General features: G+C 68.2%; 16 protein-coding genes. 12 read left to right on the forward strand and 4 right to left on the reverse strand.

What is annotated here, in order from left to right; all coding sequences use genetic code 11:
• Positions 1–8: 8 nt before the first annotated feature.
• Complete coding sequence (locus AC1PMG_RS01370) at positions 9–2,519, forward strand: putative peptide modification system cyclase (protein WP_481110378.1); 2,511 nt, start codon at positions 9–11, stop codon at positions 2,517–2,519.
• A gap of 9 nt (positions 2,520–2,528) precedes the next feature.
• Here AC1PMG_RS01370 and AC1PMG_RS01375 read toward each other — a convergent pair whose 3' ends face one another.
• Complete coding sequence (locus AC1PMG_RS01375) at positions 2,529–2,834, reverse strand: NHLP-related RiPP peptide (protein WP_153751633.1); 306 nt, start codon at positions 2,832–2,834, stop codon at positions 2,529–2,531.
• Positions 2,835–3,052: 218 nt separating this feature from the next.
• Between AC1PMG_RS01375 and AC1PMG_RS01380 the strand changes: the two genes are divergently transcribed.
• Entirely contained in the window at positions 3,053–4,225 is a 1,173-nt protein-coding gene (locus AC1PMG_RS01380) for a putative peptide maturation dehydrogenase (protein WP_481110379.1), read from the forward strand.
• A gap of 23 nt (positions 4,226–4,248) precedes the next feature.
• Here the strand turns inward: AC1PMG_RS01380 and AC1PMG_RS01385 are convergent, their stop codons facing one another.
• Both AC1PMG_RS01385 and AC1PMG_RS01390 read right to left on the reverse strand, forming a co-directional pair.
• Entirely contained in the window at positions 4,249–4,755 is a 507-nt protein-coding gene (locus AC1PMG_RS01385; RefSeq protein WP_481110380.1) for a cupin, read from the reverse strand.
• Positions 4,756–4,921: 166 nt separating this feature from the next.
• A complete protein-coding gene (locus tag AC1PMG_RS01390) occupies positions 4,922–6,544 on the reverse strand; it encodes a SulP family inorganic anion transporter (protein WP_481110381.1) in 1,623 nt (540 codons plus the stop codon).
• 299 nt (positions 6,545–6,843) lie between these two features.
• Between AC1PMG_RS01390 and AC1PMG_RS01395 the strand changes: the two genes are divergently transcribed.
• The 4 genes from AC1PMG_RS01395 (at position 6,844) to AC1PMG_RS01410 (ending at position 9,751) form a co-directional block, all read left to right on the forward strand.
• Entirely contained in the window at positions 6,844–7,275 is a 432-nt protein-coding gene (locus AC1PMG_RS01395; RefSeq protein WP_342073216.1) for a hypothetical protein, read from the forward strand.
• 304 nt (positions 7,276–7,579) lie between these two features.
• On the forward strand, positions 7,580–7,720 hold the full coding sequence (locus AC1PMG_RS01400; RefSeq protein ID WP_481110382.1) for a hypothetical protein: 141 nt from the start codon (positions 7,580–7,582) through the stop codon (positions 7,718–7,720).
• 37 nt (positions 7,721–7,757) lie between these two features.
• On the forward strand, positions 7,758–8,858 hold the full coding sequence (locus tag AC1PMG_RS01405; RefSeq protein WP_481110383.1) for a DUF3182 family protein: 1,101 nt from the start codon (positions 7,758–7,760) through the stop codon (positions 8,856–8,858).
• A 2-nt stretch (positions 8,859–8,860) separates the two neighbouring features.
• Positions 8,861–9,751 carry an alpha/beta hydrolase family protein gene (locus tag AC1PMG_RS01410; protein ID WP_342073219.1) on the forward strand — a complete coding sequence of 297 codons (891 nt, stop codon included), beginning with the start codon at positions 8,861–8,863 and terminating at the stop codon, positions 9,749–9,751.
• A gap of 257 nt (positions 9,752–10,008) precedes the next feature.
• Here AC1PMG_RS01410 and AC1PMG_RS01415 read toward each other — a convergent pair whose 3' ends face one another.
• Positions 10,009–10,326: a hypothetical protein gene (locus AC1PMG_RS01415; protein ID WP_481110384.1), complete on the reverse strand. Its 318-nt coding sequence runs from the start codon at positions 10,324–10,326 to the stop codon at positions 10,009–10,011.
• Positions 10,327–10,651: 325 nt separating this feature from the next.
• Here AC1PMG_RS01415 and AC1PMG_RS01420 point away from each other — a divergent pair, with 325 nt between their 5' ends.
• From AC1PMG_RS01420 to AC1PMG_RS01445, 6 genes are all read left to right on the forward strand, one after another.
• Positions 10,652–11,482 (forward strand): p-hydroxycinnamoyl CoA hydratase/lyase, encoded by an 831-nt coding sequence (locus AC1PMG_RS01420; RefSeq protein WP_481110385.1) that lies wholly within the window; start codon positions 10,652–10,654, stop codon positions 11,480–11,482.
• Positions 11,483–11,564: 82 nt separating this feature from the next.
• Positions 11,565–13,430, forward strand: coding sequence for a feruloyl-CoA synthase (locus AC1PMG_RS01425; RefSeq protein WP_481110386.1), 1,866 nt, complete (start codon positions 11,565–11,567; stop codon positions 13,428–13,430).
• 79 nt (positions 13,431–13,509) lie between these two features.
• Positions 13,510–14,916 (forward strand): alginate export family protein, encoded by a 1,407-nt coding sequence (locus tag AC1PMG_RS01430; RefSeq protein WP_481110387.1) that lies wholly within the window; start codon positions 13,510–13,512, stop codon positions 14,914–14,916.
• A 14-nt stretch (positions 14,917–14,930) separates the two neighbouring features.
• Entirely contained in the window at positions 14,931–16,253 is a 1,323-nt protein-coding gene (locus AC1PMG_RS01435; RefSeq protein ID WP_481110388.1) for a spinster family MFS transporter, read from the forward strand.
• 138 nt (positions 16,254–16,391) lie between these two features.
• Positions 16,392–16,868 (forward strand): MarR family winged helix-turn-helix transcriptional regulator, encoded by a 477-nt coding sequence (locus AC1PMG_RS01440; protein ID WP_342073294.1) that lies wholly within the window; start codon positions 16,392–16,394, stop codon positions 16,866–16,868.
• Positions 16,869–17,051: 183 nt separating this feature from the next.
• The gene (locus AC1PMG_RS01445) at positions 17,052–18,065 is read left to right on the forward strand and encodes a SphA family protein (RefSeq protein WP_481110389.1); all 1,014 of its coding nucleotides are present in this window, start codon (positions 17,052–17,054) and stop codon (positions 18,063–18,065) included.
• The last annotated feature ends 12 nt before the right edge of the window (positions 18,066–18,077 follow it).

Raw genomic sequence — 18,077 nt, forward strand, 5'->3', positions numbered from 1 at the left:
CCGCCGCCATGACCGATGCCACCGCACCGCAGCCCGAGGTCCCGCAGCTTCGTACCCTGCTGCTGACCGACTTGTGCGATTCGGTGGCGCTGGTGGAAAAGCTCGGCGACGCCAATGCGGCCGACCTGTTCAAGCGGCACGACTCGCTGGTGCTGGAACTGCAGCAGCGCTGGCGCGGCCGCCTGATCGACCGCTCCGATGGCCTGCTGCTGTTGTTCGAACGGCCGATCGACGGCCTTGGGTTCGCCCTGGACTACAGCCGCGGCCTGCACGCGCTGGGCGCGTCGCGCGCGCTGGACCTGAAGGTGCGCGCCGGCCTGCACGTGGGCGAAGTGCTGACCTGGCGCAACAGCGACGCGGCCGTGCAGGTGGGTGCCAAGCCGTTGGAAGTGGAAGGCCTGGCCAAGCCGACCGCGGCGCGGCTGATGACCCTGGCCCGGCCCGGGCAGATCCTGCTCTCGGCGGTGGCCGAGTCGCTGACCCACCGCGCCGCGCGCGAACTGGGCGAGCGCGGTGAGCGCCTGCTGTGGAAATCGCACGGCCGCTGGCGCTTCAAGGGCGTGCCCACCCCGCTGGAAATCTACGAAGTCGGCGAGATCGGCCACACCCCGCTGCGCGCGCCCAAGCCCACGCCCAAGGCCTGGCGCGACATCCCGCTGTGGCGGCGGCCGGCGGCGCTGGCGGCGGAAGCGGCGCTGATCGCCGCGTTCGCGGTCGGCGCCTGGTTCGTCACCCGCCCGCAGCCGGCCATCGCCTTCGCCGAACGCGACTGGGTGGTGGTGGGGGATTTGCGCAATCTGACCGGCGATGTCGCCCTGGACGACTCCCTGCAGCAGGCCTTCCGCATCAGTCTGGAACAGTCGCGCTACGTCAATGTGCTCAGTGATCTGAAGGTGCGCGAAACCCTGGGCGGAATGCGGCGCGATCCGGAAAGCACGGTCCTGAACCGGGAAACCGCCTCCGAAGTCGCCTTGAGAAGCGGGGCGCGTGCGGTGATTCTTCCCACCGTTTCCGAGTTTGGCGGCAGGTTGCGGATCAGCGCGGAGGTGGTGGATCCCAGGACCCAATCCACCGTCTACGCACAGGTCGCCGATGGGAGGGGGATGGGCTCTGCGCTGGCCTCCGTCGACACGATCACCCATGAGTTGAGACAGAACCTCGGCGAAGCATTGGCGAATGTGGAGAAGGAGTCCATTCCACTCCCTCAGGTGGCGACCGCCAACCTGGATGCATTGAGGGCCTATGCGCTCGGCGTGGACGCTTACGGACGATCCAAGCGCGACCAGGCTCTGGCGTTGTATCGCCGTGCAGTCGAGCTTGATCCGGAGTTCGCGCTCGCCTACCTGGGAATCCTGAGGGTGTACGTCAGCGCCAGCGACAACGCCAATGCCGAGAAATACCTGCGGTTGGCCATGAAGCTTCGGGACCGATTGCCGCCGCGCGACAGGTTGTATCTGGATGCGTGGAGCGCCGAGTTTTCGGACAAGCCTGCGATGAACTCTCCGGAGCGCTGGAAGACGTTGGCCGACATCTACCCCGACTACTACGCGGGAACGGCGAACTATGCGTGGAGCGCCTTCGTTGCCGGCGACTACGAAGGTGCGTACAAAACCGCGCAGCGCGCCGCGGTGCAGCAAAATCCCTTGCGCGGTTTCGCGATCGATACGATGGCGCGGGCGCGGCTGGCGGAGAACAACTTCGCTTCAGCGCTGGAACTGTTTCGCGAAAGCGAAGCGTCGCGTGGCCTGAGCGCGACGCGGCAGCGCGCCGCAACACTTGCCGCAATGGGCCGTCTGGACGATGCGGAGACGCTCTTGAAGTCTCTCGCCAAGCAGGATGCCTTGTCCGAGGCGACACAGTCCGCAGGCTTCGAGACGATCAGCATCGCGGTCGACCGCAGGAAATGGCGGGATGCCCGCCGCACCGCTGCAACCTACGCCGACCACTTCAAGTCCCGTAACGAACAGGTCTATCAGCAATTTCTGTTCATGCTGCACTGCGTCGACTTCCTCACCACTGGAGCACTGAAGACGTCGGAGCTGGAGGCCGGCTATGCCCAGGCCGTCGCGGCGGCGGCGCGGGCCAATCCTGCGGATCGATCGGATCTGGCCTTCATCGCCCTGGGCTATGCGTATCTAGCGCAACGCTCTGGTAATGCGAAGTTCTACACGGAGCGTGCGTCCCAGATGGACGCCGTGGCGCATGCAACAGGCGACAGCAACGTCTCTCAACTGCTGGCCATCCTGAAGGCAGGCGACCTGCGATTGAAAGGTAACTGCGCTGGATCGATCGGGTCGCTTAACGAACTGCTCTCCGGACGGGAGATATTCCAGGCCCATGTTGCACTGCGTGATGCGGCACAGGCGTGTCGCGAAAGTGGCTTGGTCGCGCGGCAGGACGCATGGCTGGAGAAAAACCGCGGTCTGGCCTACATCCAGGCCGCGGGGAGTATCGTCATGCAACCGTTGAACGTGAGCGATACCCGGCCGAGGCAGGGAGACCGCGTCGCGCTCAACTGATGGCGCACCTCACTTCTTTCCGATTGTTCCCAGGATCTTGCCCGCTTCGAAGCAGTGGGGATTGGTTTGAGACGCATGCGAGGTCAGATAGGCGCGAAGCTCCTGCAATGCCCGGACGATTTCCTCCTTCGGCGCGATCTTGTGCACGATCAGGCATGGGGGAACCGGACATCCTTCCGGCGGCTTGCACCCAATGCTGATCAGCGCATCCAGCGGCGACTTCTTGAACAATTTGCGGAACGCATTGTCCGTGCTCAACTTGTCCAACAACTTTTCTACGCAAGCAAGGTCCAGCTGTATCGTTTGTGCGCTCATGTCATTCCCCTGTAGTTAATGGTGCTGTTGTGCGCGTCGGGCACGGCAGTATCCGGTCGCGAACTTAGCTTAGCATGTGCATCGCCGCGAACGCATGGCAATTTTTCGCACAAATCTAACAAAATCATATGGATGCGAATTATCCTTGTGTTCTGATGTTGACATGGTTATGCGATCCGTTGCCATCGCGCACTAAAACAATTTAAATAAGAATCTTCATGAAAATACGACGCTGCGCCATATTATTTTTTGAAAGTACGGAGGAGGCGGATTTCAGTCTGGAATCCATTCTGCAGGGTGGGGACGGTCTGGTGCGCTCCCAGAGTTGGCTCGCCTACGCTGCGCATCTGGACGCGGAAGTCGACGTCAGTGACTCTGAAATCGCGCTGCTCGGAACGATTAGCCCTCATCAATGGATGACGAGCGAACAGGCGAAATCGCATCCCAGGGCGCTGTTGCTCGGTCTTCTGCAAAAAGGGTTGCTGATAGGTGACGGGAGGAAGTATCTGGTTCACCGGCAGCGCGACGAATCGCTACGTTCCATGCATTGGTGGCCCGCCGCAGCGCTGATGCAGCGCCTCAGCCGTTGGGGTGGTCTGGACAGCGCTGCCGCGATGGAGACGGGAGGAATGGCGACCGCTGCCGATCTTCGGGAGAAGATGGGGCCGCCACCGGCGGAGAGCCATGCGCTGACCGAGCCAAGCAATCGCGTTCCACTGGCAAGGCAGCCGGGAAACGACTTCGATGCCCTGCTGGCCAGGCGCGCGACCTGCCGGAACTTCGATCAGACGCGGTCGGTGCCCGCCGCATTGCTGTCCCGCATGTTGCAACGTGTATTGATGGCGCAGGCGGTGGTCCGGGTCGCGGATGACGCACGCTTCCTCAAGAAGAACGTGCCGTCGGGTGGTGGCCTGCACCCGACGGAGGCCTACCTGATCGTGCAGAACGTGGACGGAATCGCGCCGGGAATCTACCACTATCATGCTGTCGACCATGCGCTGGAACCCATGGCGATCGACGATGTGCCGTTAGCGGAACTGGCGAGGCAAGCACTGGCTGGACAGCACTGGTTCTCCGACGCTCCGGTGATGCTCGTGCTGACGACGCGCTTCGCGCGTAGCTTCTGGAAGTACAGGCGGCATGCAAAGGCATACCGCGCTACGATTCTCGACATCGGACATATTTCGCAGACGCTCTATCTCAGCGCCACGGAGCTGGGCATGGGCGCATTCGTCACCTCTGCGATCAACGAAATGGACATCGAAACCTGGCTTGGGCTGGATCCGATGGAAGAAGGCGTCATGGCGATCTGTGGATTTGGCTGGCGTGCGGATCAGATGCTGACGAGCGAGTTCGACCCGCTGGATGAGGTGTGGATCACCAAGTCCTGACGTTCGGGGCGATGTGAATGCCGCTATCGCAGCGGGTTCGGCATTCGCCAATACTCCAGCAATGGCCCACCCGCCCCGAGCAGCGGGTCGCTCTGCGGAACCGGCACCCGCACGATCCGTTGCAGCATCGCAGCGTCGGGCGCCTGGCGGCAGATGTCCCAGTCCTGGCCGTCCGGATAGGCGCCGACGACCATGAAGTCGGCGCTGGCCGACAGCCGGCAATGGCCGGTGCCGGCCGGCAGCAGCAGGGCGTCGCCGGCCGCGAGCGTGACCTCGATACCGCCCGGGCCGCCGAGCAGCACATGGGCGTTGCCGCGGGCGACGCCCAGCACCTCGTGCGCGGTGGAGTGGTAGTGGTGGTAGTCGTAGATGCCGTCGCGCCATTGCGGCGGCCAGCCGTGCGCGGCGAAGCGCCGCTCGAAGCCGTCGGCGTCGATGGCGCCGGCGCACTGCCGGTAGTGCAGCACCGGCAGGAACGGATGGTTGGGCACCCAGGCGTGCGGCGGCAATTGCCAGTGGTCCAGCGGCATCGCGGGTCTCCTGCGCAGTCGGTCGGCAGGCCGATGCTAATCGTGCGACGTCGTCGCCATGTCAGCGCATGAGCGGAACGCGATGCTTGTCGCGCGGCGCCCGTCGGATGACGTGTTCGCCGCACTACGCGTCCACTCGCTGCCGTGTGGACGCTGCTCGGCGGCCTCAATGCAGGGGAATGCGCTCTGCGTCCTCGCGATGGTGCGTCCCCAGCCGTCCGACCATGGCCGCGCTGCCCGGGTTCAACCCCACGACGTGGACTTGCGCGCCGTGGCGGCGAAATTTCAGCACCACCTGGTCGAGCGCGCCGATCGCGCTGATGTCCCAGACATGCGCGTCGCTCAGGTCCAGGGTGACCCGCGCCGGCGCGTGGGCGAAGTCGAAGGCACCGGCGAAGCCGCCGGCCGAGGCGAAGAACAGTTGGCCGCGGATGCGGTAGGTGTGGCCGCCATCGGCGTCCTCGCTGCGCGCGATGTGCAGCATGCGCCCGACCTTGCGCGCGAAGAACAGCGCCGACAGCAGCACGCCGGTGAGCACGCCGCGCGCCAAGTCGTGGGTGGCCACGGTCACCGCGACGGTGCCGAGCATCACCACGCTGGAACTGGCCGGGTGGGTGCGCAACTGCGCCAGCGAACGCCAGCTGAATGTGCCGACCGAGACCATGATCATCACCGCCACCAGCGCGGCCATGGGGATCTGCCGCACCCAGGCGCCGGCGAACACCACCAGCAGCAACAGCACGCTGCCGGCGACCAGCGCGGACAGGCGGCCGCGCCCGCCGGACTTCACGTTGATCACCGATTGCCCGATCATCGCGCAGCCGGCCATGCCGCCGAACAGGCCGCTGACGATGTTGGCCACGCCCTGGCCCACGCATTCGCGGTTCTTGTCGCTGGGCGTGTCGGTCATGTCGTCGACGATCTGCGCGGTCATCATCGACTCGAGCAGGCCGACCACCGCCATCGTCGCCGCGACCGGGAACACGATCCGCAGCGTGTCCAGCGTCCACGGTACGACCGGGAGCAGCAGGCTGGGGAGGCGATCGGGCAGTTGTCCCTTGTCGCCGACGGTGGGCACGTGGATGCCGAAGTACAGCGCCATCCCGGTCAGCAGCACGATCGCCACCAACGGCGGCGGCACGGCCAGGCCGCACGTCCAGCGGTGCCCGAGCAGTAGCGCCGTCGCGCCGCCCGCCGCGACCGGCAGCAGGGTCCACGGCGCCATGCTGCCTGCGGTCAAGGCCGCGCCCAGCACCAGCAGCCACAGGCCGATGCCGGGGAAGCTGCGCTGCGACAGCCAGGGAAGGCCATATATCATCAGCAGGCCCAGCGCCACCAGCGGATACACCGGCGCGGGCACGCCGATCAGCTCGGGCAGCTGCGCCATGAAGATCAGGATCGCCAGCGCGTTGACGAAGCCCGTGATCACCGAGCGCGAGACGAAGCGCATCAGCGCACCGAGCTTGAACAACCCGGCCAGGATCTGCAGCACGCCGGTCAGCAGCGTGGCCGCCAGCAGGTAGGGCACGCCGTGCTGTTTGACCAGGCCGATCATCAGCAGCGCCATCGCGCCGGTGGCGGCGGAGATCATGCCGGGGCGTCCACCGGCGAAGGCGATGGTCACGCAGATGCAGAAGGCCGCGTACAGGCCGATCTTGGGGTCGACCCCGGCGATGATCGAGAACGCGATCGCCTCGGGAATCAGCGCCAGTGCGACGACCAGGCCGGCGAGCACGTCGCCACGGAGATTGCCGCACCACGATTGGCGCAGGGAAGAGGAAAATTTCAAGGTAAACGCTCCCGACACTGCCCCTGTCGCAGGGCAGCGCTCGCTGTATGCAATGGAAAACCAGCAACCTGTGGCCTGCCGTCGAGGCGGGCCGATGCAAGCTGCGGGTGTCAGGGTGGCGTCATGGGAAGCGCGTAGTGAGAGAGCGGCGCGAGCGGGCGCGCGCTGCCAGTATACGCGATGGCTGTCGCCGCGCCCGCTGTGGCCGCGTGCACGCTGCCGCCGCCGCACGACTCACGTTGCGCTCACTTTCGCCGCGCAGAATGTGCGGATCGCAACGCCGTATCGTGGAGTCGGCCATGCAGGATCTTCGCATCGATCATGTGGATGGCGCCTTGTCCGCCCTGGACCAGGCCGACCCGCAGTACAAGGCCGCGCTGTGGCAATGGGCGTGCCTGGAAATGTTGCACGAGACGCTCACTGCCATGCACCAGCTCTCGCACCGCGCCGGCGTGGCCGAGCTGGTCGCCGACGCCTGGCTGGCCCCGGTCGACGTCATCGCCCCGGAGCAGCCTTTTCTGGAGCGCGCCGCCTTGGCCGATCCACGCGTGCCGGCCTTCGCGCTGGCGCTGAATGCGGCGGCGTCGCGGCAGTCGCGCGCCGACTTGTGGCGCAGCGGCTATGCCAGTGCGGTGCAGGCCACCTTGCAGGGCATGCAGGCGCTGGCCGGCAAGCACCGGATCGATGCCCGCTTGCCCGCCCACCATGCCGCAGCGACGGCTGCGGCATGAGCGCCGTGCCGAGCGCAGCGCTCGTGCGCTGCTGCCCCGCCGAGCGACCGTGATGGGGCACTACGCGTTCTGCTCGCACTGACTGTCTGCTAGCACTGCATCGTCTTTGCTGCAAGACGGGGCGCATTACCGAAGCGATGATGCGGTTGACCGGACGCAGCCGGCCCTCGTTTGCGCGCGATGACACGCGCACCACATCGCGTTCACCCCCATGCGACAGCCTGCGCGACAGCCTTGCGCCATGCGTCACGACGACCGCCAGTCTGCGGCCCCTCCTTCCGCGTCCGCGCCACAGCGTCGACGCGTGCGCGATGCCAGCGGCACGTCCGAAGCCGCTGCCTGGTGGCGGCAATTGCGCGCCAGCCGCTGGCTGCGCGTGGTTGCCGCGCTGCTGGCGTTGGCCGTGGCCGCAATGTTGCTGCTGCAGTGGTACGACCATGGCTGAGGCAGCGCGTCTTCCCGATCCGCACGGAGCGTTCCGCATGGCCCGATCCACCGTGCATGCCAACGTCCGCGCCTGTCAGGTGCGGGAGGCCGTGTCCGGGGGCCACGAGGCAGCCACGCATGCCTGGGTGGTCACCGAAGTGGGGCGGCTGATGCACCTGCCGGTGCACGACGAGCGCTGTGCCGCCGGTGCGGGCGCGTTCTGCGTGCCCGACGACACCCTGACCATCGCGCAGGCCGAGCAGATCGGCGTGCACACGGCGGCCGATCTGCTGGGCGGTGTGGTGCCGCACGCCTTCGTCGCCACCAAGGCGATCAGCCATCCGCTGATCGAGATCGGTGCGCAGTCACCTGACGGATGGCAGCCTGACCTGGGCGCGGCGCTGGCGTCCGCCACGCTGCCGGGCTACGCCGCCTTCAGCGCTGCCGATGCCCGGCGCGCGTATGCGCGCTTGTGCGACGGCGGCCCGGTGCGGCTGAAGCTGCCGCACGGCGTCGGTGGGCTCGGTCAGGTGCTGCTCGGCGACGCGCAGGCGCTGGATGCGGCGCTGGCGACACTGCCCGCGCACGAACTGCGCGAGCATGGCGTGGTGCTGGAACGGCACCTGCAGCAGCCGACCACCTTCAGCGTCGGCGAAACCCACTGCGCCGGCGTGACCATCGCCTACTGCGGAACGCAGTCGGTCACCCGCGACGGCAGCGGCCGCGAGGCGTACGGCGGCTCGGAACTGCAGGTGATCCGCGGCACCCTCGACACACTGCTGGAGCAGCCGTTGCCGCCTCGCGAGCGCACCGCGGTGATGAAGGCACGCGATTACGACCAGCTGGTGGCTGCGGCCTATCCGGGCTTCTATGCGTCGCGCCGCAACTACGACGTGATCGAGGGGTTGCTTCCCGACGGCAGCACCGCCTGCGGCGTCCTCGAGCAGTCCTGGCGCGTCGGTGGTGCCACGCCGGCGGAACTGGCCGCGGTCGCTGCGTTCCAGCAGTCGCCGACGCTGCAACGCGTGGTCGCCGCCACCGTCGAGCGCTATGGCGCGCATCCGCCGCCGCCGGCCGGGGCGCAGGTGTACTACGTGGGCGAAGAGCCGCGCACCGGCCTGCTGACCAAATATCGCTACATGCGCAGCGCCGCCTGATCATGGAAGCCGAACTTTCCAGCATCGACATCCCGGTCGACGGCGCGGCGCTCAGCGGCACCTTGCTGACCCCGACCAGCCGCCTGCCCGGCGTACTGTTCGTGCACGGCTGGGGCGGCAACCAGCATCACAACCTGGTGCGCGCGCGCGAAGCGGCCGGCCTGGGCTGCGTGTGCCTGACCTTCGACCTGCGCGGCCACGAAGGCCTGGCCGCGATGCGCGAGACGGTGACGCGCGCGCAGAACCTGGACGATATCAAGGCCGCCTACGACCGCCTGGCGGCGTCGCCGCAGGTGGATCCGGACGCGATCGCGGTGGTGGGGCTGAGCTACGGCGGCTACCTGGCCGCGTTGCTCACCCTGGAGCGGCCGGTGGAGTGGTTGGCGCTGCGCTCGCCGGCGCTGTACAAGGACGCGCACTGGGACGGTCCGAAAGTCGCGCTGAACCGCGATCCCGATCTGATGCCCTACCGCAACCGCGTGGTGACGCCGGCAGACAACCGCGCCCTGGCGGCGTGCCAGCGCTACCGCGGCGATGTGCTGCTGGTGGAGGCCGAACGCGACACCATCGTGCCGAGCCAGGTACTGCACAACTACGCGGCAGCGTTCTCCCACGCGCGCTCGCTGACCACGCGCATGATCGCCGGCGCCGATCACGCGCTGACCGAGAAGGCGCACCAGGCCGCCTATACGCGCCACCTGATCGACTGGCTGACCGACATGGTGATCGGGCGGCGCGTGGCATTGGCCAGCCGCGTGGTCGAACAGCGCAAGCAGCGCCTCAAGCGCAGCGAGGGCGAGGCGGCGACGGCGCCCGGCAAGGGATCGAACGCGTTCCATGGGCGCCTGGAGGCGAAGGAGCACAGCGCCTCGCCACCCGCTTCGTCGCGTTGAGACGCGTGCAGGGCGGGAGGCGTGCGAAAGCGACCCGCTCCGCGGTGCAGGCCGCGGATGTGGCGCGCACGCGACGGTGTGCTGTCCCATTGTCGCCTTTACGTTGGCAGGCGGCACCTCGGGGTACCTTCAGTAACGACCGAAGACTCGTCGTAGGAGCGGCTTCAGCCGCGACAGCTGTTCCCAGTAACGCCCGTCGCGGCTGAAGCCGCTCCTACCCGGGCAACGACGATATGCCTCGCTGCGCTAGGCGCTGTTCAGTGCCGCCGCCCCGAATGCGCCAGGTGCTGCCAGGCATGCCGCACCAGCCAGCGCGCCTCGTCCCACGGCACCGACAGCATCGGCGCGCACTGGTGATAAGCGTCCTGCAGCACGCGGTACAGCTGCGCCTCGTTGGCGCGCGGGTAGGCCATGTACACGTCATAGCCGACCTTCAGCAGCTGCGCGTAGTCGGCGAAGCCCTGATGGCCGAGTCGGCCCTCGGCGTGGGCCTGGCGCCAGTACGCCATCTCGGCGTCCAGATCGATGCTGCCGCGAGCGTGGGTCGGTTGGTCAAGCGCGGAGACGGTGTGCATCACATCACCCCGGTGTCGACGAAACCCCTGTGGCCTGGATGCTAACCCGGGACTGAACGTCCCCTGTGAGCATTGCGTTCGCTGGGCGTGAAGCCTCGCGGTGACGCGGCGGTGGATCTAAGGTCCTGGGATGGCCTGCTCCCTTCGCGAGCCCAGGGAATCCGTATCGCGGTTGCTGTCACGCCGTCCATGGGCGTGCCGCCATGCTCCCGCCACAGCGCCGCCCGCCATGCTGCACTGCAGCTTGCGCCGAAATAATGATGATTTATAACTATTATCAGTCCTAAGTGATCCCGCTCCTCCCCCTCCCCATGCAGGCCTATCCATGAGCAGCTACCAAGACCGCTGGCAGACCGTCCAGGTCGAGATCGACGCAGGCATCGCCTGGGTCACCCTGAACCGGCCGGACAAGCGCAACGCGATGAGTCCCACCCTCAATCGGGAAATGATCGACGTGCTGGAGACGCTGGAACTGGACAGCAGCGCCGAGGTGCTGGTGCTGACCGGCGCCGGCGAATCCTGGTCGGCCGGCATGGACCTGAAGGAATACTTCCGCGAGACCGACGGCAAGGAAGAGATCGTGCAGGAGCGCATGCGCCGCGACTGCTCGCAGTGGCAGTGGCGCCTGCTGCGCTTCTACAGCAAGCCGACCATCGCCGCGGTCAACGGCTGGTGCTTCGGCGGCGCGTTCTCGCCGCTGGTCGCCTGCGACCTGGCCATCGCCGCGGAAGAAGCGGTGTTCGGGCTGTCGGAGATCAACTGGGGCATTCCCCCGGGCAACCTGGTCAGCAAGGCCGTCGCCGACACCATGGGCCACCGCAACGCCATGCTCTACATCATGACCGGGCGCACCTTCACCGGCATCGAGGCGGCGCAGATGGGGCTGGTCAACGCCAGCGTGCCGCGCGCACAGCTGCGTGAGGAAGTGACCAAGCTGGCGCAGGAACTGCAGCAGAAGAACCCGGTGGTGCTGCGCTTCGCCAAGCACGGCTTCAAGCGCTGCCGCGAGCTGACCTGGGAGCAGAACGAGGACTACCTGTACGCCAAGGTCGACCAGTCCAATCACCGCGATCCCGAGAAGGGCCGGCAACAGGGCCTGAAGCAATTCCTGGACGACAAAACCATCAAGCCCGGTCTGCAGACCTACAAGCGCTGACCCGTCGCGTCGCCTGCGGCCCCGCGGGGGCCGCGGCGGCGTTGCCGCACGCCGTGCCGTCTCTCTCCCCCGGATGGTTCCGATGAATGCCGCTGAGTCCGTTGCCACCGCCGCGCGCTACCGTCCTGTCGGACTGAGCCACGCGGATACCGAGGTCCACCGCGATGCCGACGGCGTGCTGCGCCTGCGTGCGCGCGAACCGCTGGCGCCGCTGCCCAGGCACCTGCTGCAGCGCCTGCAGCACTGGGCGCTGCACACCCCCGATGCCACCTTCGTGGCGCAGCGCGACGACGCCGGGCAGTGGCGGCGCCTGAGCTACGCGCAGATGCTCGAGCGCACCCGCCGCATCGCCGCGCATTTGCTGGACATGGGCCTGTCGGCGCAACGGCCGCTGGCGATCCTGTCCGGCAACGATCTGGAGCACCTGCAGCTCGCGTTCGCGGCGATGTACGCCGGCATCCCGTACTGCCCGGTGTCGCCGGGCTATGCGTTGCTGTCGCGCGATTTCGCCAAGCTGCGGCATGTGGCCGAGGTGCTGCGCCCGGGCCTGCTGTTCGCCAGCGACGGCGCTGCGTTCGCCCCGGCGATCGCGGCGGTGTTCCCCACCGATGTCCCGGCGGTGTGCCTGCGTGGCACCGTCGGCGACCGCGCCTGCCTGCGTTTCGAGGATCTGCTGGCGCCGCGTGCGCTGGAGGCCGCCGATGCCGCCTTCGCCGCCTGCGGCCCGGACAGCATCGCCAAGTTCCTGTTCACCTCCGGCTCCACCCTGCTGCCCAAGGCGGTGATCACCACACAGCGCATGCTGTGCGCGAACCAGCAGATGCTGCTGCAGACCTTCCCGGTGCTCGGCGAGACGCCGGTGCTGGTCGACTGGTTGCCGTGGAACCACACGTTCGGCGGCAGCCACAACATCGGCATCGCCCTGTACAACGGCGGCAGCTTCTATCTCGACGACGGCAAGCCCACCCCGGCGCTGTTCGAGCAGACCTTGCGCAACCTGCGCGAGATCGCGCCCACCGTGTATCTGAGCGTGCCGCGTGGCTGGGAACAACTGGCGCAGGCGCTGGAACAGGATGCGGCGCTGCGCGAGACATTCCTGTCGCGCATGCGCATGTTCTTCTTCGCCGCCGCGGCGCTGTCGCAGGAAGTCTGGGACCGCCTGGAACGCATCGCCGAGGCGCACTGCGGCGAGCGCATCCGCATGCTCGCCGGCCTCGGCATGACCGAGTGCGCGCCCTCGTGCACCTTCACTCACGGCACCAGCAATACGCCCGGCGACGTCGGCGTGCCGGCGCCGGGCTGCGAAGTCAAGCTGGTGCCGGTCGGCGACAAGCTGGAAGCGCGCTTCCGCGGGCCGCACGTGATGCCGGGCTACTGGAACGCGCCGCAGCAGACGGCCGAGGCGTTCGACGAAGAAGGGTTCTATCGCTCCGGCGATGCGCTCAAGCCGATCGATCCGCAGCATCCCGAGCGCGGCCTACTGTTCGACGGGCGCCTGGCCGAGGATTTCAAGCTGTCTTCCGGTGTGTTCGTCAGCGTCGGCCCGTTGCGCACGCGCGTGCTGATGGAAGGCGCCGCGTACGTGCAGGACGTAGTGGTCACCGGCGCCGACCGCGATGCCATCGGTCTGCTGCTGTTCCCGCGGCTGGACGCGCTGCAGGCGCTGTCCGGGCTGCCGGCGCAGGCCGAGACGGCGCAGGTGCTGCAGGCGCCGCCGGTGCGCGCCTGGCTGCAGCGCCTGCTCGACACGCTCAACCGCAGCGCCACCGGCAGCGCCAGCCATGTCGCGCGCGCGGCGTGGCTGGAGCAGCCGCCGAACCTGGAGGCGGGCGAGATCACCGACAAGGGTTCGATCAACCAGCGCAACGTGCTGCGCGCGCGCGCGGCGTTGGTCGAGCAGCTGTATGCCGGTACCGCGCCGGGCGCGGTCGCGGCGCCGCCGTCATGACCGGACCGCCCGACCGCGCCACCGGATAGCCGGATCGCGCTTCTTCGCACCACTGGCTTCGAGACTTGGGAGGGAATCGATGACTGTGCCTCTTGCGCGCGCACGCCGTGCGCCCCGTACCGTGTGCCTGGCCATTCTGTGCAGCGTCGGCTGTGGCCAGGCCGATGCCGAAACCAACGGCCCGCAGGGCAAGCTGCTGGCCGATCAGGAAGACTATTCGGCGCTGGCCGAGCGCCCGCGCCAGGGCTGGGAGAAGTGGAAGTACCTCCCGCTCGGCGACGGCTGGCTCAGCCTCGGCGGCGAGAGCCGCACGCTCTACGACTACCGCGAGCACGCCGGCTTCGGCCGCTTCGCCACCGATCCGCACGGCTACGCGCAGCAGCGCCTGCGGCTGTGGGCCGACTACCGGCCCTCGGCCCATGTGCGCCTGTTCGGCGAACTGGCCGACAGCCGCGTCGCCGGCCTGCAGACGCGGCCGGTGCAGGCCACCGACCGTAACCCGCTGGACCTGGCGCAGGGCTTCGTCGAACTGTCCGACGGGCAGAAGGAGCCGGCCTGGCGCCTGCGCGCCGGCCGCCAGCAGATCGCCTACGCCTGGCAGCGCCTGCTCGACCCGCGCGATCCGGCCAATTCGCGCATGCCGTTCGATGCGGTGCGGCTGCTGACCCGGCAGCCGCGCTGGAGCGGCGGCCTGCTGTGGGGGCGCCCGGTGCTGACCCGCACCGGCAGTTTCGACGACCGTGCCAACCGCGATCAGCGCCTGTGGGGCGCGCATGCCGAAGTGCCGCTGTCGCCCAGCCAGCCGAAGGCGGCGCTGCTGGAGACGCTGTACCTGGACACTGTGCAGGACGGGCGCCGCTATGGCGGCGTGGTCGGCGAGGAGCATCGGCACACCTTGTCCACGCGCCTGAGCGGCGCGTTGCAGGGCTGGGACTACGACCTGGAACTGATCGGCCAGCGCGGCCATTTCGCCGGCCAGCGCGTGCGCGCCTGGCAGGGCACGCTGTTCGGCGGCTACACCTTCGCCACGACGACGTGGACGCCGCGCCTGGGCTGGCGCATGGAGGCGTCCTCCGGCGACCGCGATCCGCGCGACGGCGAACTGAACACCTTCAACGGCCTGTACGCGCGCGCCTCGGTGTTCGACGGCAGCATGATCAGCAGCAACGTGCGCGCCATCGGTCCGGAACTGGTGCTGCGTCCCAGCGAGCGGCTGTGGATCGACATGTACGTGCTCAAGCTGCAGCGGCAGAGCCTGCACGACGGCGTGTACGCGGCCGGCTGGCGGGTGCTGCAGCCGGGCGACGCCAACGATGCGCGCGACATCGGCACGCGCTCGGTGCTGTGGGTGAAGTACCGCTTCAACGCCTTCGCCAGCCTGGACGTGTACGCCCACTACACCCAGGCCGGGCCGTTCCTGCGCGAGGGCGCGGTGCGCGGCCGCGACTACTTCTACATCGCCCCCTTCCTGACCCTGCGCTTCTGAGCCGGAGCCCTTCCATGCGCGATCCGCTGCCATCGTCCGCGCCGTACCGCCCGCTGTATGCGTGGTACGTCACCATCGTGCTGTTGCTGGCCTACACGCTGTCCTTCGTCGACCGGCAGATCCTCGGATTGCTGGTGCAGCCGATCAAGCGCGACCTGCAGTTGTCCGACTCGGCCTTCAGCCTGGTCCACGGCTTCGCCTTCGCGGTGTTCTATACGCTGATCGGGGTGATGCTCGGCCGCGTCGCCGACCGCCGCAACCGACGCAACCTGATCGTGCTCGGCGTGGTGGTGTGGATCGCGGCGACCGCGGCCGGCGCCTACGTCACCAGCTTCTTCACCCTGTTCCTGGCGCGGGTGTTCGTCGGCGTCGGCGAGGCCTCGCTGTCGCCGGCGGCGTACTCGATGCTGGCCGACTATTTCCCGCCGGAAAAGCGCGCGCGGGCGATGAGCGTGTACACCTCCGGCGTCTACATCGGCTCGGCAGCGGCGTTCATCGTCGGCGGCCTGGTGATCGCGGCCACCAGCAAGGAGAGCACGGTGGTGCTGCCGCTGCTGGGCAGCTTCCGGCCCTGGCAGGCGGCCTTCATCCTGGTCGCGCTGCCCGGGCTGGCGGTGATCGCGCTGATGGCCACGGTGCGCGAGCCGGCGCGGCGCGAGCAGGCCGCCGCCGCGCCGAGCGTGCGCCCGGACCTGAGCCACCTGCGCGACAACGCGCGGGTGTACGTGGCGCTGTTCCTGGCCAACGGCGTGATCGCGATGATCACCTTCGGCATCACCGCCTGGCTGCCGGCCACCTTCATCCGCCGCTGGCAGTGGACACCGGGCGAGATCGGCCCGGCCTACGGCATCATCATCCTCACCTTCGGCATCGCCGGCATGCTGTTCAGCGGCTTTCTCGCCGACCGCCTGGCCGCGCGCGGCAGCCGCGACGCGGCACTGAAGATCTCGCTGGTCGGGGCCGTGCTGCTGGTGATCAGCAGTGCGCTGTTCGCGGTCGCGCCGGGGCCGTGGCCGGCGCTGGCGGCGATCGCGCTGACCACGTTCGTGCTGGGCATGCCGGTGGCGCTGGCGCCGGCGATCCTGCAGGCAGTCACCCCCAATCGCCTGCGCGGCCAGGTCACCTCGATCTACCTGCTGCTGGTCAACCTGATCGGGCTGGGTCTGGGGCCGTACCTGGTGGCGCTGGGTACCGACCACGTACTTGCCGACGAGCGCCAGGTCGGCCTGTCGCTGGGCGTGGTGTGCATGGGCGCAGCCCTCCTTGGCGCGCTCTGCCTGTGGACGGCGGCCGCGCCGTACCGGGCGCTGCTGCGCCGCGTGGACCCGGCGTTGTGACCATGCGCGGCCATGCCCCTACAATGCAGCTGCGACGGCGCTGCCGGCCGGCGCCGATGGATGCGTGCGCATCCGCCGTGACCTGGTCGCAGGATGCCCCATGCAGGAAGCGCAGTGAGTTCGAAACCGAGTCCCGAGATGTCCAGCAGCGCGTTGCCCGCCGATCCGCACACGGCGGACAGCGTGGATCAGCGGCGCCTGACCAGCCTGATCGGCTACCGCATCACCCGCACCGAACTGCAGGTGCGGCGCCTGTTCCAGGACTGCGTGCGCGCCTTCGAGCTGAAGCCGGTGGAGTATTCGCTGCTGGTGCTGGTGGACGCCAATCCGGGCATCAACCAGCGCCAGCTGGGCGAGGTGCTGAGCGTGTCGCCGCCGAACCTGGCGATCGTGGTCGCGCGCCTGGTCAAGCGCAAACTGCTGCGGCAGGTGCGCGGGCGCCAGGACCGGCGCATGCAGCACCTGCATCTGACCGCCGCCGGCACGGCGCTGCTGGCCCAGGCCGAAGCCGAAGTGGTGCGCATGGAGCAGCAGCTCGGCACCGCGCTCGGCGCGACGTCGGCGCGCGCGCTGCTGCAGGCGCTGGACCGGCTGGACGCGCTCGACCGCCTGTAGCGGCCCGCGGCGGCGCGGCTGGTTCTTGCCGTCCGCCCCTCTTTCCCGCTGATTCCCGACCCGCCGCCAGCGTCCCGCTGACGGCGTGCGTCGCCGCGTGGTCGCGCCCTGCGCGCGACGCGTGTTCGCGTTCCTGTCCCCCCCCGCACCCCGCCGTTCCCCTTTCGCTTGGAGTGCCTGCCCGTGAAGCGTGTTCGCCCCCGTGTCCCCTCGTCGCCGCGTGCCCGTGCGCGCCTGTCTCTGCTCGCCGTGCTGGCCATCGCCTGGGTCGCCCCGGCGGCCGCGCAATCGGTGCCGCAGAGCGCCACCCTGCCGACCGGCATCAATACCGGCGGCACCAGTTTCTTCGACGGCTTCAGCAAACCCGATCCGGGCTGGACCGCGATCCAGTACCTGCGCCGCTACGACTTCGACGCGATCAAGGACGCGCACGGCGACGATGTGCCCGTCTTCCGCGATCCGCACATCGGCTCCTCGGTGTGGGTCACCCAGGTCGCCTACCTCAGCGACTACAAGCTGTTCGGCGGCTCCCTCGGCATCACCGCGCTGGCGGCGCTGGTCGACCTGGATACGTCGTTCGCGTACGACAGCCCGGTGGCGCTGCGCGACAACGGCGCCGGCCTGGGCGACCTGACCATCGGCCCCTACCTGCAGATGGCGCCGGTGATCCGCAATGGCCGCCCGGTGTTCTCGCAGCGCTTCGAACTGGATGTGCTGGCGCCGATCGGCAAGTTCGACCGCAACCGCGACGTCAACCAGGGCGCGGGCTACTGGTCGGTGCTGCCGAGCTGGGCCTTCAGCATCCTGCCGACGCCGCGCTGGGAAATCAGCGGACGGCTTAACTACATTTACAACTTCCGCGCCGACAAGGCCTCCAACGTGCCGCAGGGCGACGGTTTCGTGTTCCGCAACGGCCAGGCCGGCGACGCGGCGTGGCTCAACTTCGCCAGCTCGCTGGAAGTGGTCAAGGACCTGCACCTGGGCATCAACGGTTACTACCTCAAGCAACTGCGCGACAACCGCACCAATGGCGAACGCGTCGCCGACAGCAAGCAGACCCAGTTCTACCTGGGCCCCGGCCTGTCGTGGCGGATCGACCAGAAGAACATCTTCAACGCCAACTTCTACCTGCCGGTGGAGGTCAAGAACGCGCCCTCCGGCCACAACGTCAACCTGCAATACATCCACGTCTTCTGACCAACTCCGCAA

Source organism: Xanthomonas sp. NCPPB 2250, assembly GCF_056725265.1.